This window comes from Arsenicibacter sp. R0_47, from assembly GCF_057652235.1.
Map to the genome: position 1 here is coordinate 192,000 of NZ_JBYFCJ010000010.1, position 19,372 is coordinate 211,371.

Annotated in this window: 19 protein-coding genes; 7 read left to right on the top strand and 12 right to left on the bottom strand. The window is 53.7% G+C overall.

What is annotated here, in order from left to right; all coding sequences use genetic code 11:
• Positions 1-13: 13 nt before the first annotated feature.
• On the bottom strand, positions 14-931 hold the full coding sequence (locus AC23NW_RS18460) for an LEA type 2 family protein (RefSeq protein WP_487451151.1): 918 nt from the start codon (positions 929-931) through the stop codon (positions 14-16).
• 129 nt (positions 932-1,060) lie between these two features.
• Positions 1,061-1,780: a bacillithiol biosynthesis deacetylase BshB1 gene (gene bshB1, locus AC23NW_RS18465; RefSeq protein WP_487451152.1), complete on the bottom strand. Its 720-nt coding sequence runs from the start codon at positions 1,778-1,780 to the stop codon at positions 1,061-1,063.
• Positions 1,781-1,959: 179 nt separating this feature from the next.
• On the opposite strand from bshB1, the gene AC23NW_RS18470 reads away from it, so the two are divergent.
• The 3 genes from AC23NW_RS18470 to metF are packed head-to-tail and all read left to right on the top strand — an operon-like array spanning position 1,960 to position 4,775.
• Complete coding sequence (locus AC23NW_RS18470; RefSeq protein WP_487451154.1) at positions 1,960-2,973, top strand: nitrilase-related carbon-nitrogen hydrolase; 1,014 nt, start codon at positions 1,960-1,962, stop codon at positions 2,971-2,973.
• Positions 2,970-3,803, top strand: a complete 834-nt coding sequence (locus AC23NW_RS18475) for a phosphatase PAP2 family protein (protein ID WP_487451156.1) — start codon at positions 2,970-2,972, stop codon at positions 3,801-3,803. The genes AC23NW_RS18470 and AC23NW_RS18475 overlap by 4 nt, the downstream gene beginning before the upstream one ends.
• Before the next feature lie 12 nt (positions 3,804-3,815).
• Complete coding sequence (gene metF, locus AC23NW_RS18480) at positions 3,816-4,775, top strand: methylenetetrahydrofolate reductase [NAD(P)H] (protein WP_487451157.1); 960 nt, start codon at positions 3,816-3,818, stop codon at positions 4,773-4,775.
• A 36-nt stretch (positions 4,776-4,811) separates the two neighbouring features.
• Here metF and AC23NW_RS18485 read toward each other — a convergent pair whose 3' ends face one another.
• Together AC23NW_RS18485 and AC23NW_RS18490 are read right to left on the bottom strand one after the other, a co-directional pair.
• Positions 4,812-5,888 carry an AMP-binding protein gene (locus AC23NW_RS18485; RefSeq protein WP_487451158.1) on the bottom strand — a complete coding sequence of 359 codons (1,077 nt, stop codon included), beginning with the start codon at positions 5,886-5,888 and terminating at the stop codon, positions 4,812-4,814.
• A gap of 6 nt (positions 5,889-5,894) precedes the next feature.
• Positions 5,895-6,341, bottom strand: a complete 447-nt coding sequence (locus AC23NW_RS18490) for a QcrA and Rieske domain-containing protein (protein WP_293845233.1) — start codon at positions 6,339-6,341, stop codon at positions 5,895-5,897.
• A 106-nt stretch (positions 6,342-6,447) separates the two neighbouring features.
• Here AC23NW_RS18490 and AC23NW_RS18495 point away from each other — a divergent pair, with 106 nt between their 5' ends.
• Positions 6,448-6,906, top strand: coding sequence for a DUF2452 domain-containing protein (locus AC23NW_RS18495; RefSeq protein WP_293845236.1), 459 nt, complete (start codon positions 6,448-6,450; stop codon positions 6,904-6,906).
• 85 nt (positions 6,907-6,991) lie between these two features.
• Positions 6,992-7,816: a 1,4-dihydroxy-2-naphthoyl-CoA synthase gene (gene menB, locus AC23NW_RS18500; protein ID WP_293845239.1), complete on the top strand. Its 825-nt coding sequence runs from the start codon at positions 6,992-6,994 to the stop codon at positions 7,814-7,816.
• A gap of 184 nt (positions 7,817-8,000) precedes the next feature.
• On the opposite strand, the gene AC23NW_RS18505 is transcribed toward menB, so the two are convergent.
• Positions 8,001-8,843, bottom strand: coding sequence for a sugar phosphate isomerase/epimerase family protein (locus AC23NW_RS18505; protein WP_293845245.1), 843 nt, complete (start codon positions 8,841-8,843; stop codon positions 8,001-8,003).
• A 217-nt stretch (positions 8,844-9,060) separates the two neighbouring features.
• Between AC23NW_RS18505 and AC23NW_RS18510 the strand changes: the two genes are divergently transcribed.
• The gene (locus tag AC23NW_RS18510; protein ID WP_487451171.1) at positions 9,061-10,269 is read left to right on the top strand and encodes a class I SAM-dependent rRNA methyltransferase; all 1,209 of its coding nucleotides are present in this window, start codon (positions 9,061-9,063) and stop codon (positions 10,267-10,269) included.
• A 76-nt stretch (positions 10,270-10,345) separates the two neighbouring features.
• Here the strand turns inward: AC23NW_RS18510 and AC23NW_RS18515 are convergent, their stop codons facing one another.
• The 6 genes from AC23NW_RS18515 to AC23NW_RS18540 all read right to left on the bottom strand — a co-directional run bounded on the left by AC23NW_RS18515 (position 10,346) and on the right by AC23NW_RS18540 (position 17,078).
• Positions 10,346-10,594: a hypothetical protein gene (locus AC23NW_RS18515; protein WP_487451159.1), complete on the bottom strand. Its 249-nt coding sequence runs from the start codon at positions 10,592-10,594 to the stop codon at positions 10,346-10,348.
• 130 nt (positions 10,595-10,724) lie between these two features.
• The gene (locus AC23NW_RS18520) at positions 10,725-11,546 is read right to left on the bottom strand and encodes an Rpn family recombination-promoting nuclease/putative transposase (RefSeq protein ID WP_487451160.1); all 822 of its coding nucleotides are present in this window, start codon (positions 11,544-11,546) and stop codon (positions 10,725-10,727) included.
• 177 nt (positions 11,547-11,723) lie between these two features.
• Positions 11,724-14,276, bottom strand: coding sequence for a GIN domain-containing protein (locus AC23NW_RS18525; protein WP_293839801.1), 2,553 nt, complete (start codon positions 14,274-14,276; stop codon positions 11,724-11,726).
• A gap of 29 nt (positions 14,277-14,305) precedes the next feature.
• Entirely contained in the window at positions 14,306-14,740 is a 435-nt protein-coding gene (locus AC23NW_RS18530; RefSeq protein WP_293839799.1) for a PadR family transcriptional regulator, read from the bottom strand.
• 254 nt (positions 14,741-14,994) lie between these two features.
• Positions 14,995-16,248, bottom strand: coding sequence for a metal-dependent hydrolase family protein (locus AC23NW_RS18535; protein WP_487451161.1), 1,254 nt, complete (start codon positions 16,246-16,248; stop codon positions 14,995-14,997).
• Between the two features lie 50 nt (positions 16,249-16,298).
• Complete coding sequence (locus AC23NW_RS18540) at positions 16,299-17,078, bottom strand: LytR/AlgR family response regulator transcription factor (protein ID WP_487451162.1); 780 nt, start codon at positions 17,076-17,078, stop codon at positions 16,299-16,301.
• Positions 17,079-17,326: 248 nt separating this feature from the next.
• On the opposite strand from AC23NW_RS18540, the gene AC23NW_RS18545 reads away from it, so the two are divergent.
• Positions 17,327-18,484, top strand: a complete 1,158-nt coding sequence (locus tag AC23NW_RS18545) for a dioxygenase family protein (protein WP_487451163.1) — start codon at positions 17,327-17,329, stop codon at positions 18,482-18,484.
• Positions 18,485-18,556: 72 nt separating this feature from the next.
• Here the strand turns inward: AC23NW_RS18545 and AC23NW_RS18550 are convergent, their stop codons facing one another.
• Positions 18,557-18,967 (bottom strand): hypothetical protein, encoded by a 411-nt coding sequence (locus AC23NW_RS18550; RefSeq protein ID WP_487451164.1) that lies wholly within the window; start codon positions 18,965-18,967, stop codon positions 18,557-18,559.
• Positions 18,968-19,372 lie beyond the last annotated feature (405 nt).

Consider the following 19,372-nt stretch of genomic DNA (forward strand, 5'->3'; position numbering starts at 1 on the left):
AACCCCGGTTTTTTTATTTCAGTTTTTTAGCGGCTTTCATAAACTCATCCATGGTTCCTTCGATCCGCATCGTCATTTTACTGTCGCGGAAGAGGTTGTTGCCGTCCCTGTCGATGATTTTGCAGTGAAACAGGATGAGCATCGGCGTATCTTTTTTGTCGAACAGCATTTTACCGGTCAGGCCCAGCAAGGTACCGGGCTTCAGGGTGAGGGGCAGCACAGCCGGCGTTGTCGATTGTTTTTCGATCAGAATTGAATCGGGCTGGTAGCCTTCCGCAATTTCCTTGCCATCGACAGTCACAACGTAGCGGGTATCGAAAAAGCGGATGGGGAAGGCATTGCGGTTGCCGACCGATACGTTCATGGCCAGCTCCGACTCGTTCAGCCCGACCTTACCGATCTTGACCCGTTCGATCTGCATCGTCGGAATATAAACGGTTGGCAGCTTGCGGTTGATGGTGTCGGTAAAGGTGCGGTTGCCGAGAATCGGTACATCCAGATCAAAGCGGGTACGGACGGTGTAGACCACGCTGTCGATATTGTTGTCGTAAAGGTATTTCAGCTTGTTTTCCAGCGGCTTCAGCGGAACCTCAATGGGCATGGTAATCGTCGAGGAGTCGGATGGTTCAACGGCGATGGTTTGGGGATAATCGCCTCGGGAGACAACCGTAGAGTCGATCAGAAATTCAAAATACATCCGCTTTGCCTTGAAGCCTACGGGCAGCGGGTTATCAATGAGCAGTTTCCCGTTAACCTTCACCAGATCGGCGTCGATGTCAGTAACTTCCCAAGAGCTCAGTTCAAGGCGTGGTTTCAGGGCGGTGCCGTAGGGTTCTTCAGCAGCCCGTTTTACCTGCCGCTGATACCAGATAAACGCAAGTAGACCAACCACCAGCACCACGCCAATGGCAATTAACCATCCCTTCTTCATAACGTTGTTTGTTATTGTTAACCAGGGTTGAGGCCACTAAGACGTGAAGAACCAAAGGGGCACAACGTTTTTTCCTTGTGCCCCTTCCTGTCTTCCTTCCTTTGTGGTCCCTCTCCTGTAACGGTATAACTAAAACAACTGGAAGATGTCTTTAACGCCGAGCATACGGCGGCTGACAAACCCCTCTCCGTATTTTGCCCCGATCATGTGCCCGTATTCTTCGGCGCGGGCCTCCAGAAACTCCCAGAACGCTTTACTGGAAATATAGCTTTCCGGTTCGCCGCTGTTGGGATCGTAAAACTGACTTTTATAGGCAGCTACCGAGGCCCGTTTCTGATCCCAGTATTTCGAAATATCAACGACGAAGGTCGGTTTCAGCGACCAGTCCTGAATCATGTTATAGACGTATTTCGGACGCCATTCGGGCTGAAGCTGCCCGTCGCGGCCTTCCGTTTTAATCTGACGCAGACCCGAATAAAAGCAGGCATCGTAAACAAGCTCTGCTGCCCGGCCGTGGTCAGGATGGCGGTCTTCGAGGGTATTGGTAATGACAATTTCGGGCTGAAAATGACGGATAACTGGAATCAGTGCCAGCTGGTGTTCCTCGTCGTTACGGAAAAAACCATCCCGGAATCCCATATTTTCGCGGGCTTTCAGTCCCAGTATGTCGCTGGCCGCCGCCGCTTCCTGTAGCCGGATTTCGGGGGTACCGCGGGTGCCTAGTTCGCCACGCGTCAGGTCAACGGCAGCCACGGTTTTCCCCTGCTCAATCAGGGAAAGAATGGTGCCGCCGGCGCTCATCTCGGTATCGTCGGGGTGAGCGGTTATGCAGAGTACATCAACTTTCATGCAACGTAAAGAGTGAAAGACAGAAAGAGCGAAAGAGTGGGGTCGCTCAAAGCAACACGCACACGCTCCGGTAGATAGCTAATTGTTTGTGGTAAAACAACCAGAAAACCATAAACGGGCAAAGGAAGTTCTTTATGTTTGCGGTAGGGATGAACTTATCGCTCACCTTCACTATCATCATGTATAAAACCCTTGCATTTCAGACAAACTGTCGGGCGGTAAACGCGTGTGCTGACCGCGACGACGCCGAAGCGACCATGCTGGCATCGCTTGACCGGATAGAACGGCAGCTTTCGGCGAGTATCGACCATATCGGACGCGATGTTACGCTGGTCGTGATGCCGGAAAACTTCCTGAGCGGCGCGCCCGTCACCGAAACGCTGGTAGAGTGGCGCGATAAGGCCGCACTCGAAATCGACGGCCGGGTGTATGAAGCGATCAGCGGTATGGTGCAGCGCCTGCAGCTTTATTTTTCCGGCAACGTTTACGAAATCGACCCGCATTTTCCGGATCTGTACTTTAAAACGAGCTTCATCATGGGGCCGAACGGCGACCTCATGCTGCGCTACCGGCAGCTGAATTCGTCGTATTCGCCGACACCGCACGATGTCTGGGCCTATTACCTGGAAGCGTACGGCTACGACTCGGTTTTCCCCGTTGTTAAAACCAATATCGGTAACCTGGCCTGTATTTCGGGCGAAGATATTGCGTATCCGGAGGTAGCCCGCTGCCTGACCATGCGCGGGGCGGAGGTGTTGCTGCACAGTACAGCCGATGTATACAGTCCGCAGCTGACGGCGAGGCGGGTGGCCAAACCGGCGCGTGCGGCCGAAAATATGGCCTATGTGGTGTCTGCCAACGCGGGCGGTTGGACCGGCGGGCTGTTGCCGGAACAAACCTACGGGGGCGGTTCGGTGGTAATTGATCCGCGCGGTCAGGTGCTGGCCGAAGCCGGTGCCGGCGAAAGCCTGGCTGCTCATGCCGACATTGACCTGAATGCCTTACGGATGCAGCGTCAGCGTACGGGGCAGGGCAATATTCTCGCCCGTCAGCGGTTTGAACTATATGCCGAGAGCTATGCCCGTCATTCGGTCTATCCCCCTAATACCCTGCTGTCGGAAGTCGCCGAACGCAATCACTTTGCGCGGACACAGCAGGCATCCATTGATAAACTTAAAAAAGAAGTATTTTGACAATCAGATCATTGTGCCTCCGGCTGTCATGCCTCTGGCTACTAAGCCTGTGGCTAATGGTACCGGCATTGGCGCAGCAGGTAGACTCGGTTTACCGGCTGAAAACCAGCAGAGAAATAGCCCTGTTCGGAGCGGGTGCCGCAACCGGTGTAGTGTCACTGGTAGCAGGACAGACGCTTGATCCGCTCACACCGCAGGCTATTCAGGCATTGCAGCGTTCGCAACTATCATCAGTTAACCGTAATGCGACTTATCAGTGGTCCCCTGCGGCTGACCGCCTGAGCGATCTTACGTTTCTGGGAACAGTCGGAATAACGGGACTGGTGGCTTTGCCAACGCTGAGCCGGAAGGGGTGGGCTACCATTCCGGTTATGTTTCTGGAGACGGCTTTGCTGGCGAACGGAATACAGCGATCGGTCAAAAATATGGCGCAGGAAACCCGTCCGTATGTGTACAACCCTGCGGTTCCGCTGGCGGAGAAAATGAGTAAGGATGCCCGCCGCTCGTTTTTTTCGGGCCATACGACGAATGCCTTTGCTGCTGCCGTTTTTGCTTCTACTGTTTTTAGCCACGTTTATCCCGATTCGCGGCTGAAGCCGCTGGTCTGGGGTAGCTCGCTGGTATTGGCGACCGGAACGGGTTTACTGCGGTACAAAGCCGGCCAGCACTTCCCGGCCGATCTGGTAGCGGGTGCCGCATTCGGGTCAGTAATGGGGTGGCTGGTACCTAAGCTGCATCAGCGAACTGGCAGGCGGCAGGTATCCGTGGCGCCGTGGGCGAGCGGGCAGGCGAGTGGCGTCTATGTACGCTACGTGCCGGTTTATCGTTAACTTTGCGGCGCGATGACAAAAATTACTGAACATATCCGTAACGCCAACGGTAAGCCTATTTTTTCGATTGAGGTCATCCCGCCGATCAAGGGGGACAACCTGAAAAATCTGCTGGACAACATTGAGCCGTTGATGGAGTTTAAACCGCCGTTTATCGACGTAACCTACCACCGTGAGGAATACATCGAGCGGCCGATGCCCGATGGTACCATCAAACGCATCATTACCCGGAAACGTCCCGGAACGGTCGGTATCTGTTCGGCCATCATGCACCGCTTCAACGTTGATCCGGTACCGCATGTGTTGTGTGGCGGTTTTACCCGCGACGAAACCGAAGATTTTCTGATCGACCTGCATTACCTGGGCATCGACAATGTGCTGGTGCTGCGCGGTGATCCGGCCAAGCCGTTCAGTACCTTTAAGCCGAAAGAAAACGGCTATTCGTACGCCAGCGAACTGGTGGAGCAGGTGGTGCACATGAATCACGGGTCGTACCTCCACGAAGGCGAGACGGCGCTGGCACCGAGCAATTTCTGCATCGGGGTCGCGGCTTATCCGGAAAAACACCTCGAAGCGATTGACTTCGACACGGATATGGAGTACCTGAAACAGAAGGTGGAAAAAGGCGCTGATTATATCGTAACGCAAATGTTTTTCGATAATCAGAAGTACTTTGCCTTTGTCGATAAGTGCCGTTCGATGGGGATTACCATTCCGATTATTCCGGGACTGAAGCCGTTGAGTACACGAAAGCAACTGAGCGTATTGCCGCGTATTTTCCACCTCGACCTGCCTGACGATCTTGTGAAATCGGTCGAGGTCTGTGAGAGCGATGCGCAGGCCCGTGAAGCCGGTATAGAATGGTGTATTCAGCAATGCCGCGAGCTGGTGGCTGGCGGAGCACCGGTGCTGCATTTCTATACCATGGGGAAATCCGATAATATTATGAAAGTGGCGGGCGCCATTTTCTGATTATACACCGGCCTGATGCTCAGCGTCAGGCTTTTTTTATGCCTGTCCGCTCAAAAACGACAAGGTTTGCTTCCGGTCAATTTTGCCGGTCGGTGTTTCGGCAAACCGGCCAGTAGTCATCAGTTTTTTAGGCACATGATAAGGGCCAAGCTGCCCGCGGATAGCCTGCTGCACTGCCTGCCAGACATCATCCGGTACTACTGTTCCTTCCACAACCGCCACCAGTTGCTGGCCTAACCGTTCGTCGGGCATACCGGCTACAAACAACCGCGGATTCAACTGATAGCCGGCCAGTTGCTGCTGCATAATTCGTTCGACCTTTTCGGGCTGGATTTTCACCCCTCCGCTGTTAATGACCGAATCGGCGCGACCCACGATGCGGAAGGTACGGTAGGGTGGATCGGTCAGAAACTCAGCGACATCGTTGGTCTGCACCCGCTCAAAGTTGCTGGCGGCTGCCGTGATATGCAGACAGCCACGGTCGTCGGTCCCGATTGCTACGCCGGTAAGGGCCGTGAAGTAATCGGTTGCCTGCGGGCCGTTGAGTTGGCGGACGGCAATGTGAGAAACGGTCTCAGTCATGCCGTAGGTAGCGAAGACCGGTGCCGTAATGATTTGCAGGGCCTGTTCCAGCGCCGGGCTTGTTGCCACTCCGCCGACCAGGATGGCTTTCATGCCGTTCAGAATCGCCGGCTGGGTGGGGTCCTGCTGGTCCAGAATCGCCTGTAGCTGCAACGGCACCAGGGCTGTAAAGGCAAGCGGGGTTGCCGGATGCAGCCCATTCAGCGGATTACCCGACGGTTCGAGAATGGTCATCGGCAGGCCAAGTTCCAGTCCGCGCACGAGCATCATTACCCCCGCAATGTACCGGATGTTGAGGCACACGAGTGCGTGATCACCGGCCTGTAGCCCGAAGGTTTGGCCGGTAAGGTGTGCACTTGCCTGCATCTGCGTGCGGGTAAGTGTAATCGGTTTGGGCGTACCGGTTGAGCCGGAAGTGTGCAGCACAAATGTCTCCTGTCCGCTTAGCCAGGCTTCGCAGAAGCGGATGGCTTCGGCTTCGTAAGCAGTTGCGGGAGCGGGCCATCGGGCCGGATCGGTGGGGAGAAACATACCTGACTAACTATACACCCGTACTGAGCCGGCCGTTTTGTCTGCCAGAACATTATACTTCGTTAGGGCGCGGGTGGCGGGGCTGTTTATAACTTTACCATCGGTGTCAAATGCCGAACCGTGGTTGGCGCAGTAGAAGCGGTTGCTGGCGCTCTGGAACGTAATCAGTGTCCCTTCGTGCGTACAGGCTGACGACACGGCAATCAGCTGATCGGCCTGCGTACGGGCGATAATAACCCCGTTGTTATACACATAGCCCCCTTTCTGATTCAGATTCGCATATTTGTTGTCGTTCAGGCTGATGGTGAAGTCTACCGCACCCGCCGGTGTGGGGTCAGCTCCGTTGCTTTTGGTACAGCCTGCCAGACAGCGTGACAGCATAATGGCTCCGACACTGGTGCCTACCAGCCGGAAAAACTCGTGGCGATCCATTGTTGTTGTAGTAGCTTCCATGTGGGTAATGTATTTTTGCAGCAAGATGACTAAACCTGACGCGTTTTGCAAGTCTGTTTTTCAGGAACAGAACAAAGCACCGGTCGGGACTGTTTAGCAGTAACGTATGGAAGAAGCAAAAGTTATAAATCCTATCTCACCGGACAAGGTGACGGATTCGCCGGGTTTGCTTGAGTATGCACACACGGCCGGCAGCGCCGTAATCAAGCCGGAAGACAAAGGCAAAATCAAAGGCCGTGCCGTAACGGCTATGCGCGAACAGACTGACCTTCAGCTGGCGCAGCTCTATAAGCAAATGCAGCTTCTGGCCGAGCAGGCAACGGCGATCCGCAATCGGGTTGAAGTCTCGGAGCGTATCTACAATGCCCAGATGGGATTTGAGCCGATTGTGGGCCAAACCTATTACTTTTACCTGCGCAAAAACGGAACCGATGTGTTGTCGATGATTGCGCCGAACGAGTGGGGCCGCAAATTCCCCTTCGAACGCTGCATGGCCACCGTCCGCATGATGGCCGACCACACCTGGGACGTATTTTATCACGAAACTGATTATACTAATGAGTGATTGGGCGATTTAGTGAATGAGCGAATTGTACCGCTCTCATTCACGATTCACTCATTCGCTCAATCACAATTCACGCAATAGCAATATGCAGAGCAAATACCCCTGGGAACCGATTAAGGAGTACCGCGAGATTAAATTTGAATTTTTTGAAGGCGTAGCCAAAATCACCATTAACCGCCCGCACAAGCGTAACGCATTTACGCCGCTGACGGTCAGGGAGATGTCGGAAGCGATGGAGCTGGCGCGGCAGGACGAGCGCGTGGGCGTGGTGATTCTGACCGGCGAAGGCCCCGATGCATTCTGTAGCGGCGGTGATCAGTCGGTGCGTGGTCACGGCGGTTATATCGGCGAAGATCAGGTGCCCCGCCTGAACGTACTGGACCTGCAGATGCAGATCCGCCGGATTCCGAAGCCGGTGATTGCCATGGTGGCAGGCTATGCCATCGGTGGCGGCCATGTACTGCACGTAGTATGCGACATCTCGATTGCAGCTGAAAATGCACGTTTCGGTCAGACCGGCCCGAAAGTGGGCAGTTTCGACGGTGGTTTCGGTGCGTCGTATCTGGCACGGGTGGTTGGTCAGAAGAAAGCCCGCGAAATCTGGTATCTGTGTGATCAGTACAATGCGCAGGAAGCGCTGGATATGGGGCTGGTCAACAAGGTAGTGCCGCTCGATCAGCTGGAAGACGTGACGCTGGACTGGTGCCGGAAGATGCTGGAAAAGAGCCCGATTGCGCTCCGGATGCTGAAAGCTGCTTTCAACGCTGAGCTTGACGGACAGGCCGGTATTCAGCAGCTGGCCGGCGATGCGACGTTGCTGTATTACCTGTCAGAGGAAGCGAAAGAAGGTAAAAACGCATTCCTGGAGAAGCGGAAACCCGACTTCAGCAAATTCCCGAAATTCCCCTAGGACTATGATTTGAATGATTAAATGACTGACTATGATTAGTGGCTATGATTTTTTTGATTACGCAGACGAACATGATTTTTGAGAGTCTTTTTCAATCTCTTTTAAAAATCATAGTCTATCAGCGTAATCACTTTAATCACAGTCAATAATCATAGTCAGTCATTCAATCATGTTAATCACAGTCCTAGACCGTCAATGTCTTCATGTACTCAGCGTCGTTTTTGAGGCTGATCATCGACGACTCAGGGTATTCTTCCTGCTCCACCAGATAATGCTTAATGTTGGTGAAGTCTTTGGCGTAAGCCAGAATTGCCTTATAGTTCACCTGACCCTTGCCCAGATCGCTTTGCGTGATCTTGTTACCCGTCCGGTTATAATCTTTAATGTGGCATAGCTCGTAGCGCTTACCATACTTCCGAAGGTGCGCAATCGGATCCTGACCGGCGGCATCAATCCAGCACATATCCAGCTCAAACATCACGTTTTTAGGATTTGTGTTTTCCAGCAGATATTCCTGCGGCAGCTGGCCGTCAACCGTTTTGAACGAATAATCGTGGTTGTGGTAGCCAAATTTCAGACCTGCCTTTGTCACCTGCTCGCCGACCGTATTGAATTTTTCGGCAATGCGCTTCCAGTCATCCATTGACTTCTGGGGGCCGATATACGGGCACAACAGGTACGACAGACCGGCTTCCTTCGCATCGGCAATGCTTTTGTCGAGGTCTTTGTTCATGTCGAAGTGGGTACTGACCATTTTCACGCCCAGTCCGTCCAGAAACGACCGGATCTCTTTCGGCGACATACCCCACAGGAACCCTTGCGGGCCGCCGTAGCTTTCAAATTTCTTGTAGCCCATCTGCGCCAGCTGGGTCATGATGCCTTTCGGGTCTTTCGGCAACACATCCCGCACACTGTATAACTGAAGGCCAAAGTCTTTAAAGGTACCACCCAGTGATGTAGTGTGGCCAAGGGTAACGGCACCGGCGGTAAACAAACCGGCCCGAACAAGGAAATCGCGTCGATTAATCTGCATAAAGCGTTGTAAAGGTTAATGTATTCATTACAAAGAACGGAACAATCTCCGGTTTATGAGCACTTCCGGCCAATTTTGCCTGCGCTTCAGAGCCCAATATGTGTGTGTGGGCCGGCAGATTTATCCCGTATCTCAACGCCGATATTCGGCTGGTAGTATAGTGATCTGGTAATGTGTCGTTAACTTTGCGTTCTTTTTGGAAAAACGCGTAATGCAGCAGGCAAAAATATATTTACAAAAGGGCCGCGACGAAGCGGTCCGGCGGTTTCATCCCTGGGTGTTTTCGGGGGCAATCGGTCGCTACGACGGCGATCTGGCAGATGGTATCTGTGTAGAAGTACTCGACCGCCACGGCAACTACATCGGCATGGGCCATTACCACGATGGTAGTATCGCTGTCCGGTTGTTTTCGTTTGGCAGCATCGACGGCGGACGCATCGTGCCTGACGTTGATTACTGGACCGAAAAACTAGGCCTGATTCTGGATGTCCGGCGGGGGATTTTTGCACCGGGCTCAGCCATGGGTGACACCAACTGTTTCCGGCTCGTTCATGGTGAAGGCGATGGCTGTTCGGGCCTCATAATCGATATGTATAACGGCGTGGCCGTGTTTCAGGCGCACTCGATTGGTATGCACCGCGACCGCGATGTCATTGTCGAAGCGTTGCAGCGGGTGTTTGGTACGGAGCTGAAAGCAATTTATGACAAAAGCGCTGAGACCTTGCCGGATAAGTACGGACAGACGGTGCAGAACGGCTTTCTGTTTGGCCACTGCGAAACGCCTCATGCCGTACAGGAAAACGGCCATACCTTCCTGATTGACTGGGTAACGGGTCAGAAAACCGGCTTTTTCCTCGATCAGCGCGACAACCGCGCGTTGCTGGCACGGTATGCGTCGGGTAAGCAGGTGCTGAATGCGTTCTGCTATTCAGGCGGTTTTTCGGTGTATGCGCTGAAAGCCGGTGCGGCGCAGGTGCATTCGGTCGATGTATCGCAGAAGGCGATTGACCTGACGAACCGCAACGTGGCGGCCAATTTCGGGGAGGCTGCCAACCACGAGGCCTATGCCGAAGATGTAATGAAGTATCTCAAAGCCCATAACCAGCAATACGATGTGGTTGTGCTTGACCCGCCGGCCTACGCCAAAAGCCTGTCGGCGAAGCATCGGGCGGTGCAGGGCTATAAACGCTTAAATGCCGAAGGGCTGAAGCGTGTGGCGAAGGGCGGTATCCTGTTTACGTTCTCCTGCTCGCAGGTGGTCGACCGCGGGTTGTTTTATAACACGGTTGTGGCAGCGGCTATTGAGGCAGGCCGGCAGGTGCGCGTACTGCACCATCTGAGTCAGCCCGCCGATCACCCTGTCAGCCTGTTTCATCCGGAAGGCGGTTATCTGAAAGGGCTTGTGCTCTGGGTTGAATAAAGCCCATACGTTATCAAATGCAAAGCCCCCGTTATCGAGAGACAGCGGGGGCTTGTTGTTGGGTATTGGTCAGTACTTATTCGAGGTCAATCGGCGACAGGTAGGGGAGGTATTGTTCGAGCCGTTCATCGCTGGCCCGGAAGGCGGTTGCCTGGAGAAACTCGTTGGTAAAACCGTCGTAGCGCAGCTCTACAAAGAAGTCGTTAAGGCTGTAAAGCAGGAAGATATCCCGGTCTCCGTAGCGGTTAGCCAGCAGGTTACCCTTGTAGTACAGCATATCAAGCTGTTGCTGGGGTGGGAGGTTAACGAAGTAGATTGGTTGCATATCGGCTGTGTCCTTTGAAGAATTACAAAGTAAGGAAAAAGCACGGCCTGTGTAAAGGAAAACCGCACAGAAAATTAGTGATGGCACAGCATTGGTGATTTTCTGTGCGGTTTGGGGTGTGAATGTCAAATCATAATCGGGCAACGTCCCCTTCTGACAACCCTGTGAGATCGGCGATGGTCTTATTATCAAAACCTTTGTGTTTCATTTTCAGGGCAATTTCTTCTTTACTTTCTTTCTCTCCCAGCGCGCGTCCTTCTATACGGGCCGTATCCAGAAGACTAACTTCCAGACGACGGTTTTCCATTTGGCGGTAATAGTCAGAACGATCAGCATCATTAAGGGCTTGTACACGCAAAAAAGCATCAACTTCCTTAAGCCCGCGGGCACTTGCCCCCTGTGGTATCTCATTATTTTTCAGGTAATAGATCCATTCGTCCAGTGAGTCATGGGCTTTATCATTGAAGTTGTTGATTTTAAGTACATAGTATTCCGGAAAAAGCCGGAACAACGCATCTTTTTCAAATAGCTCCTTTTGTCTGTCAGACAAACTCAGCGTGTCACCGTTGTGAACACCGATGAATTCGGTTTTGCCGTGATAAACATAATCCTGTCCTTGTCCAAGGTCAAAATAAACGATATTGACGGAATAGACTTTTTTGATATTACGGTAAGGTTCACCTACAGATAAATGTTCAATCGTGGCTTTTGACACACCATATAACATCCGCTGGAAATAATCGACCTGGCGGCTATTCTGTACTTCAATGATGATTAACTCCTGCCGGGCATTTAATGCCAGAATGTCAACCCGGTTAAATTTATCATCACCGGTATCCTGATTCGATTCACTTTCGAGGATTTGCTCGATTTTAATATCATCGCGCAGCAGTTCGGAAAGAAAGCCTTCCAGAATAGCATGATTTGATTTTTGCCGGAGCAGCCGCTTCATTGCCCAGTCAAAGCGGATCAGCAGATTTTGCGTAGACATACGTTTGCGCGTTTTGGTCAAAGTTACGCTTTTGACGGCTATTGTCCGGAAAGTTACGCCTTTACTCCTGCAAACAGACCCCCACAAAAAAATGCCTCCGGCCTGCAACAGGCCGGAGGCGTCTACTAAAACGTATGCTTACTGATTGCGGCGGGTTACACGGCTGGCGCCCGAGGTTTCGGTGTCCAGGTTAGTGACCGTACCCAGCTCGGCATGGCTGGCACCGTTGGCGTCGATGTTGGCGCGGTTGATCGTCATCTCAGTCGCATCGAGGCGGCAGGCACCGCTCAGGTCAGCTTCCAGATTGTCGGCACGCCCACGCAGCGTCGCTTTTGAGGCACCAGTCAGATCAATTTTAAGCGTGTTTACATCGGCATCGGCAACCACGCGGCTGGCACCGGTCAGGTCAATGTCCAGATCATTCAGCCTGCCGAAACCCGTCAGGCTGGCCCGTGAGGCGCCCGTGAGCTTCATGCCTTTTACGGTCGGCATCGTGATCGTCAGACCAACCGCCCGCGAATTGTTCCAGCTGAAGAGTTTTCCCCGTTTCATGGACACTTTCAGTACACCGCCTTCGGTTTCCACGCGCAGATCGTCCATGTCTTTTTCGCGGCCGTCGGCAACGATTTTAAACGAATCTCCTTTTTGCAGACGGATCACAAAGGCACCTGATGCATCGATGTCGGTAAAGTCGCGGGCATCAAACTGGCGGCTGTGGTCACCCTGCCGGTCGAAGTCATCGCCCAGTTCATTGTCGATGGCATTCTGTACATCGTCGGCAACGTCGCCCAGATCGTCGTTATCTTCGTTGTCATAGTTGTCTCTGCGTTCACGCGGGAAGTTGATGCACACCAGACCGTCGGCCTTGGTAAACTTCCAGAGGCTTTCCGACATGCGCTCCAGTTCCTTGTTGCCAAACTCATTGCGGATGAAGTAGGCAAAGTCTTTGGTCATCCGGAACGGTTTTTCGTACGGGATATAGAGTTCCATGTGCAGCTCCTGATCACGGAACGGTGCGTTCGGCGTCAGGTCAATGTCATCGTCGAAGCGAAGGACCGAGTCACGTTGAACGTAGTTATACCGGATAGTGCGGGCATTGGCTTCGGCATCGGTGCGGCTGCGGCCGTGAGCCTCAAAACGCTGCATTAATTTATACTGTGTTCCTTCGTAACCCATCAGCTCAATATCCGGGCGCTGGTCGTAGTCAGAATCAACATCATTGATGTCGAACGTAGGCACGGCAACAGGGATGTTCAGCAGTTTTTCTTCTTCGACGGTAGCTTGCCGGCGGAAATTGGCAACCAGCGGCGTAACGGTAGCGGATGTAACAACCAGGGCCAGAATCCAGATACCCAGCAGGGTAAGCGCCGTACGCGGGCTGATAAGGCTCCGTTTCGCAATCAGCATCAGGCCGACAATACCGAGGGCCAGGCACGGAAGAATAGCAGCTACCAGCGCGGCAAATACCATTGGCGTACCGATATCCTGACGGAACAGGCGCAGCGGAAATTCCAGATCGCCCATATCACTGCCCAGGTTGGCACCCAGGGCTACACCGGCAACGCCCAGACACGCAATCATGGTAGCAAACGAGATGATCAGCATAATAACGCCGACAAACACACGCACTACCGCTACCAGACCGTTCAGAAAAGGACCGAATGCCCGCGCTAAACCTGTCAGGACTACCGCAATCGCCCGAAAGGGAAACAACAGAAGCTTCGTTACCGGATTTTCTTCAGCGGTTTCGCTGATGTTCAGGCTGCGTTTTACGTTGTTTTCAATGTTCGACAGCGTAATCGGCTGGCCTTTCATTTCCATTTTTTCGGTCAGTGTATTGGCCTCCGGAGAGATGATCCAGAGGACAATGTAGGCGAGGAAACCAACGCCGAACAAGACAATACCGAGTACAAACAGGAGCCGGACAACGCCGGTGTCAATACCGAAATAGGCTGAGATACCGGACGCAATACCACCCAGTACTTTATCGTCGGGGTTGCGGTAAAACTTTTTGATGGACTTGTCTTCTTCAAGCGTTTCGGAGCCCGGGAAGGCAACCCACATCGCAATGTAGGCGATAATCGTGAAGCCGGCCAGACTGCCAAAGAACTCACCGCCGCCATGCGGGCCAAATACCGGTGGCAACCCAATCACCAGAATCACCATCACCAGCCGTACCCAGACCGGGTCAATATTGAAGTAGTGGGCCAGACCGGAGGCAACACCACCCAGCGTTTTCCGGCGTAAGTCGCGGAAAATCCGGCGCGGGCCTTGTGGCGGAGGCGTAGCACCAGGGGGATACGGCGTAGGGTTCGGTGGCGTACTGCCTTGTGTGCCCGGTCCCGGGTTTTGTGCATACTGCGGCTTGCTTTCAGCGCCCTGCTCTTTGCCCAGAAACACTTCTTCTTCCTCAACGGCCTCAAAATCAGCGACGGTACCCATAGCTTTGATGAGCTCGTTCACGTCTTCCAGTGTAATGGCTTGCCTTGCCTCTGTGTGCTTGTCGCCTTTGAGTTTAGCCAGTAATTTTTCAGCGATCCGGTTCTCAATGTCGGTCACAATTTCCTGACTGTCTTCGTAACCGGAAAAGTACTGCTGAATTGACGCCAAGTAGTTTTTGAGTTTGTCGTAACCGTCTTCTTCGATGTGGAAGATGACGCCACTAATGTTTATCGAGATGGTCTTTTTCATGACTCTACGTTCGTTTTCAGGCGTTTAGGTTAGTTGAGGGAAGACGGTTCGTCAGGTGACAGCGATTGATCCTGATCAGATGGGGAAGCGCTTTCTGCAACATCGGCATGCCCGTTGGTCGCTGATTTGTGTTTATCGGTCTTGTCGATAATCGCATGAACCGAGGCAGACAGTTCGAGCCAGGTAGCATTCAGCGCCTCAAGCGATGTACGGCCAAGATCGGTCAGGACGTAGTATTTACGGGGCGGACCGGAGGTAGATTCCACCCATTTATAATCGAGCAGCCCGGCATTTTTAAGGCGGGTCAGGAGCGGGTAGAGCGTGCCTTCCACGACCATGATCCGGGCTGAGGTCAGTTCATCCAGCATGTCGGAGGCATACACCTCGCCCCGTGAGATAATGTGCAGAATGCAGAATTCCAGGATTCCTTTCCGCATTTGCACCTGTGCGTTCTCTATATTCATATGCTTACGGGGATTAAAAATTTAGTGAATGTGTGATTGAGTGAATTGTGATTGATTTGCGTGTCCATTTCACACAATCGCTCAATCACACAATCGCAATTAATTCAAGAGTTATCTGTTGTTTACTGGGTCAAAGGTAGTATAAGGTACTTTGCAATGCAAGGTACTTTGGTGAAAAAGATGACCGACATTGGATGACCGGTCATAATGTGGGTTGAATGGCTTGAAAACCGGATGGTTTTTTTCGGGATGGATCAGGGTTTTATTTCTTCGCCGCCTTTGAGTACTAACCTGATTTTTTTCAGCGAGTTAATGGTCTGTACAGGGTTACCGTCGACAGCAACCAGATCGGCCAGCAGGCCGGTTTTGATGCGGCCCCGGTCGGTCAGGTGAAAGACATCGGCGTTGGTCGAGGTTACGGATTTTAGTACCTCAAGGGGTTTCATACCGTAATCGACCATCATCTCCAGTTCACGGGCATTATCGCCGTGGGTAAACACCCCGACATCGCCGCCGGCGCAAATAGTTACCCCTGCGTCGAGGGCCTGTTTAAACGTCGCCCGTTTTTGTTTGATGCGTTCCGGCTCCGGGTCAACGCCTTTTTTCCAGCCCCGGTACTGCGTAATGGCATCACCGGCGGCTAGGGTAGGGCACAGCGCCGTGCCGTGCTGCTTCATCAGCGCGAAGATTTCGGGTGTTCCGGTGTCGCCGTGCTCCAGCGTTTCGCAACCGGCCAGAATCGCGCGGCGCATGCCCTCGGCCGTACCGGCATGGGCCACGACGCCCCGCCCGCTGCTTTTGGCGATCTCCACAATCAGTTTGAGTTCGTCGAGGGTGTACGTCGGCCGGGCGTCGGCCATCAGCCCCCAGCGGTAGTCGGCATAGACCTTGATTACATCGGCACCCTTGCCGATCTGCCGCCGTACTGCCTGAATCAGGGCATCGTGGCCATCGGCCTCCTCGGCCCCCTGCGGTACGGTAATGTCCGGACTAAAGCCTTTGGGTGCGTAACTGCCGGTGGCAATCAGGGCGCGGGTAGCCACGATCATCCGTGGTCCGGGAATAACCCCTTTGTTGATGGCCTGTTTCAGTCCGACATCATCATAATCGGCCCCTTCCGTGCCCAGGTCGCGGACGGTCGTAAAACCGGCGAGCAGGGTGTTCCGGGCGTGCACGGTGGCGCGGGCCACCCGTTCGCTGCGGGCTTCGCGCAGGACCTGATCGTCCCAGGCCACTTCGTTGTACGGGTGCAGGAGTAAATGGGAATGGCCTTCGATCATGCCGGGCAACAGGGTAGTGCCTTTCAGGTCAATTATCCGGGCATCGCCGGCATTGAGCGATCCGGCGGGACCGACGGCCTCGATTTTAGTGCCCCGAACCAGCACCGCCCACCCTTCGTGCATGGCTTCGCCGTCGAATACACGGTCGGGGCGGAGCAGTTTGGCGGGTTGGGCACAGAGTGAACCGAGGGTCAGGCACGTGATAAAGTAGGTGAGAAGTGTTTTCATAAACCGGTTTTGGTACACTCAAAAATACGCTTTTTGCGCAAACGTGCCGGTTAAATCAGCTTTTCAACCTCCTTGCGGTAGGCACGGCCGATAGGTATCTGTAAATCAGGTAGTTCAATCTGTCCGTTACGCAGTGTCCGGATGCGCGACTTTGGCACCATGAATGACTTGTGGACCCTGATAAACAACCCCTGTGGCAAAGTCGCTTCCATGGTTTTAAGGGATCCCTGGGCAATGTGCCGGCCGGTGGGTGTATGAACCAGCGAATAATCTTTCAGGCCCTGAATAAACAGAATGTCGGGCAGCGGAACCTGAATCCGGCGGGTACCTGATTTAATCCAGATGTGGTCCGGCGTATCTACGGGAGCCGGTTGCGGCATGGTTTCGGATACCGGCTGTGGCGCTGCCGGTTGGTCAAGGCGGTCGAGGGCCAGCTTAAGCAGGAGCATGATCACCAGATACCAGCCGGTCGCAATGACATTAAACGGCAGATTCACCAGCAGGTTCTGATGGTATTCGTCGCCGATCACAAAGCCGTAGAGATAGGTGTCATAGGCTCCCTGTGCCAGCAGCGTAAGTACGCCTGAAAACGTTAGTGTCAGCCCATAGAGCAGAAAGCGTCCTTGTTGCCAGAAGCGGGGAATCAGCACATAGAGGTGCCAGTAGGCAAGGGCCATCAGCAACCCGACCCGAAACACGATGCATGGGATCACCTGACCAAGGGCCAGTTTCTGGAACAGGTATTTCCGGTCGTAGGTAAAAATGATCGTAACGAATACCCAGAAGGCAGCCTGCCAGTAAAAACGGGGTGTCAGCAAACGGTTGAGCATAGCGGGAATGCGGGTTGAATGCTACGAATATACAACGATTTCAGTGTAGCTGCCATCTGCGCATGTGCTTGATCACCAATAGTTTTTCGACCAACGACAGAAAACATCGACTAACGGCCGGATGCGGCTGGTCGTGTATTCAGGTAGTTGGTCGGGTAAAGTTGCAGCGTGTTTGTCAGGGCCTTTGGTTTGTGTCAGGCGCTGATTCCGAAGGCGGATCAGGAAAACCGACAAATCCCGTTTTGACCATGAAAAGAACCGTTTTATTTCTCGCTATGCTGGCCACGACGGCCTTTCTGCCACCGTCCACTAACCAGTCCGATGAGCCGCCAACCTGCACCGATTGCCTGTTTGACAAGCTGCCGGCCGGGTTGTCTCACCGGCTGACCATTGCTCCCGATACCGTGCGCGGACAACGTATCCGGCTGACCGGCACCGTATTTCTGTCGGATGGGGTTACGCCGGCGGCCGGTGTTCTGCTGTATGCGTATCATACCAATGCGGCAGGGCGCTACCCGAAACAGGGCAGCGAAGATAAACGGTCGTATGCTTGGTGGCACGGCTACCTGCGCGGGTGGCTCCGGACCGATGCCAAAGGCCGTTACGAAATCAGTACGATCAAGCCCGGTATGTATCCCACCCGCGATGCGCCGGCGCATATACATGCGATCGTGAAAGCACCCATGCGGCATAGCGCCTATTGGATCAGTGATTTTGTGTTTCACGGCGATCCGCAACTGACAGACTCGTATTGGTACAAGCTGGAGCAGCGCGAAGGACTGGTACGCTACGGCGGGGTAGCCTTGCAGAAAGGCAGGGATGGCGTTGCGGAAGGCCACCGGGATCTGGTGCTGCATGCTGCCTATGACCGCGATAACCGTTCGTCGGGGCTGGTTGTGGGGGAGGAGTGTCCGGCGTTTGATCCGGTGCATGTGTGGGGCCCTGATAAAGGCACCAAAACCTGCCCGATGTGCAAATACGGTCACCGGACCGCAGGGGTGATGGCGTGGCTGTCGGACGATGATTGGGACAATGCGGCGCAGTTGACCGTGTTTCTGGAAAAGCAGATGCAACGGCGCGGTGCCGATCGGTTCAAGGCGTTTCTGATCTACACCAATCCCAAAAAACGGCCCCTGCCCGAAGTACAGCAGCAACTGACGGCTTTTGCAAAACAGCATGGATTGCGGGAACTCCCGGTGCTGTATGTGCCGTCGCTGACCGACAAACAGACGAGCTATCTGTACCGGATCAATCCTAATGCCCGGAATACCCTTCTTATCTACAACAAGCGGCGCGTGGTTGACAAGTTTGTGAACCTGTCGGCACTGACGGAGAAAGGGAGCTATGAGAATCTCAATACCGTGCTGGCGTCGATTAACCGGGTGGCAGGCCCGCCGGCGAGGTAAATTGACAGCTGTCGGACAGGTACCTTCATGTTAACTCCCCGAGGGTTTTAAAGCCTCGGGGAGTTGTTCATCCTACACTTTTTTAACCCGGTTCCGGAAAACGTCGTAGAAACTTTTTGCGAAAACAGCAACCACCAGGGCCGGAAGCAGCATGCCACCGGCTTTGAATCCGGCACCCGTCAGCTTGTAGACGCCGGATGTAAACTGCTGAACGCTCTGAATCAGCCACAGGATACCCAGCGTTACTAAAATGGCCGAACCGGCCAGCGCCACGGGGCGGGACAGCCGGCTCACCAGCAGCGCCAATACCAGCGCCACACCGACAACCGCTGCCACGGTGCCAACCGCCCGCGGGAAGGTTCGCAGGTAATTGTACTCATAAAACCAGACCCCGAAGCGACCGATCAGGTTGGGATGGGACATCAGCCAGCCGTCGAGCACGACCAGAATCAGCAGCAGGATATAGAAAAACGGGTTTTTCATCAGCGAATATGGTTAGTCAGGCAAAGAAACGCCCTTTCTCCTCCCAAACGTTTCGACGTCGCCATATATTTTGAGGCTATGGACGAAAAAGCCCCCTTCCGCCCTGAAAGGGCACCATCTGTAAGGCAGGGCATCGCCCTGTCACAGCGCAGACGATGAGCGACCAAAAAACGCCCTGAAAGGGCATTATCTGTAAGGCAGGGCACCGCCCTGTCATGGAGATGATGTGATGCATCGTCCTGTCATGGAGCAGATGTGCTGCACCGCCCTGGCACAGAGTAGCAGTCAGGTCAGGCCTAGCCCTGTCGCAGCGCAGCAGGGCCCTACAAAAAACATGAGTCATCCCGAATTTTGATTCCATAAGTGAGTGAAAGCAATTCGGATTCGATAAAGCGGTGCTGAGGT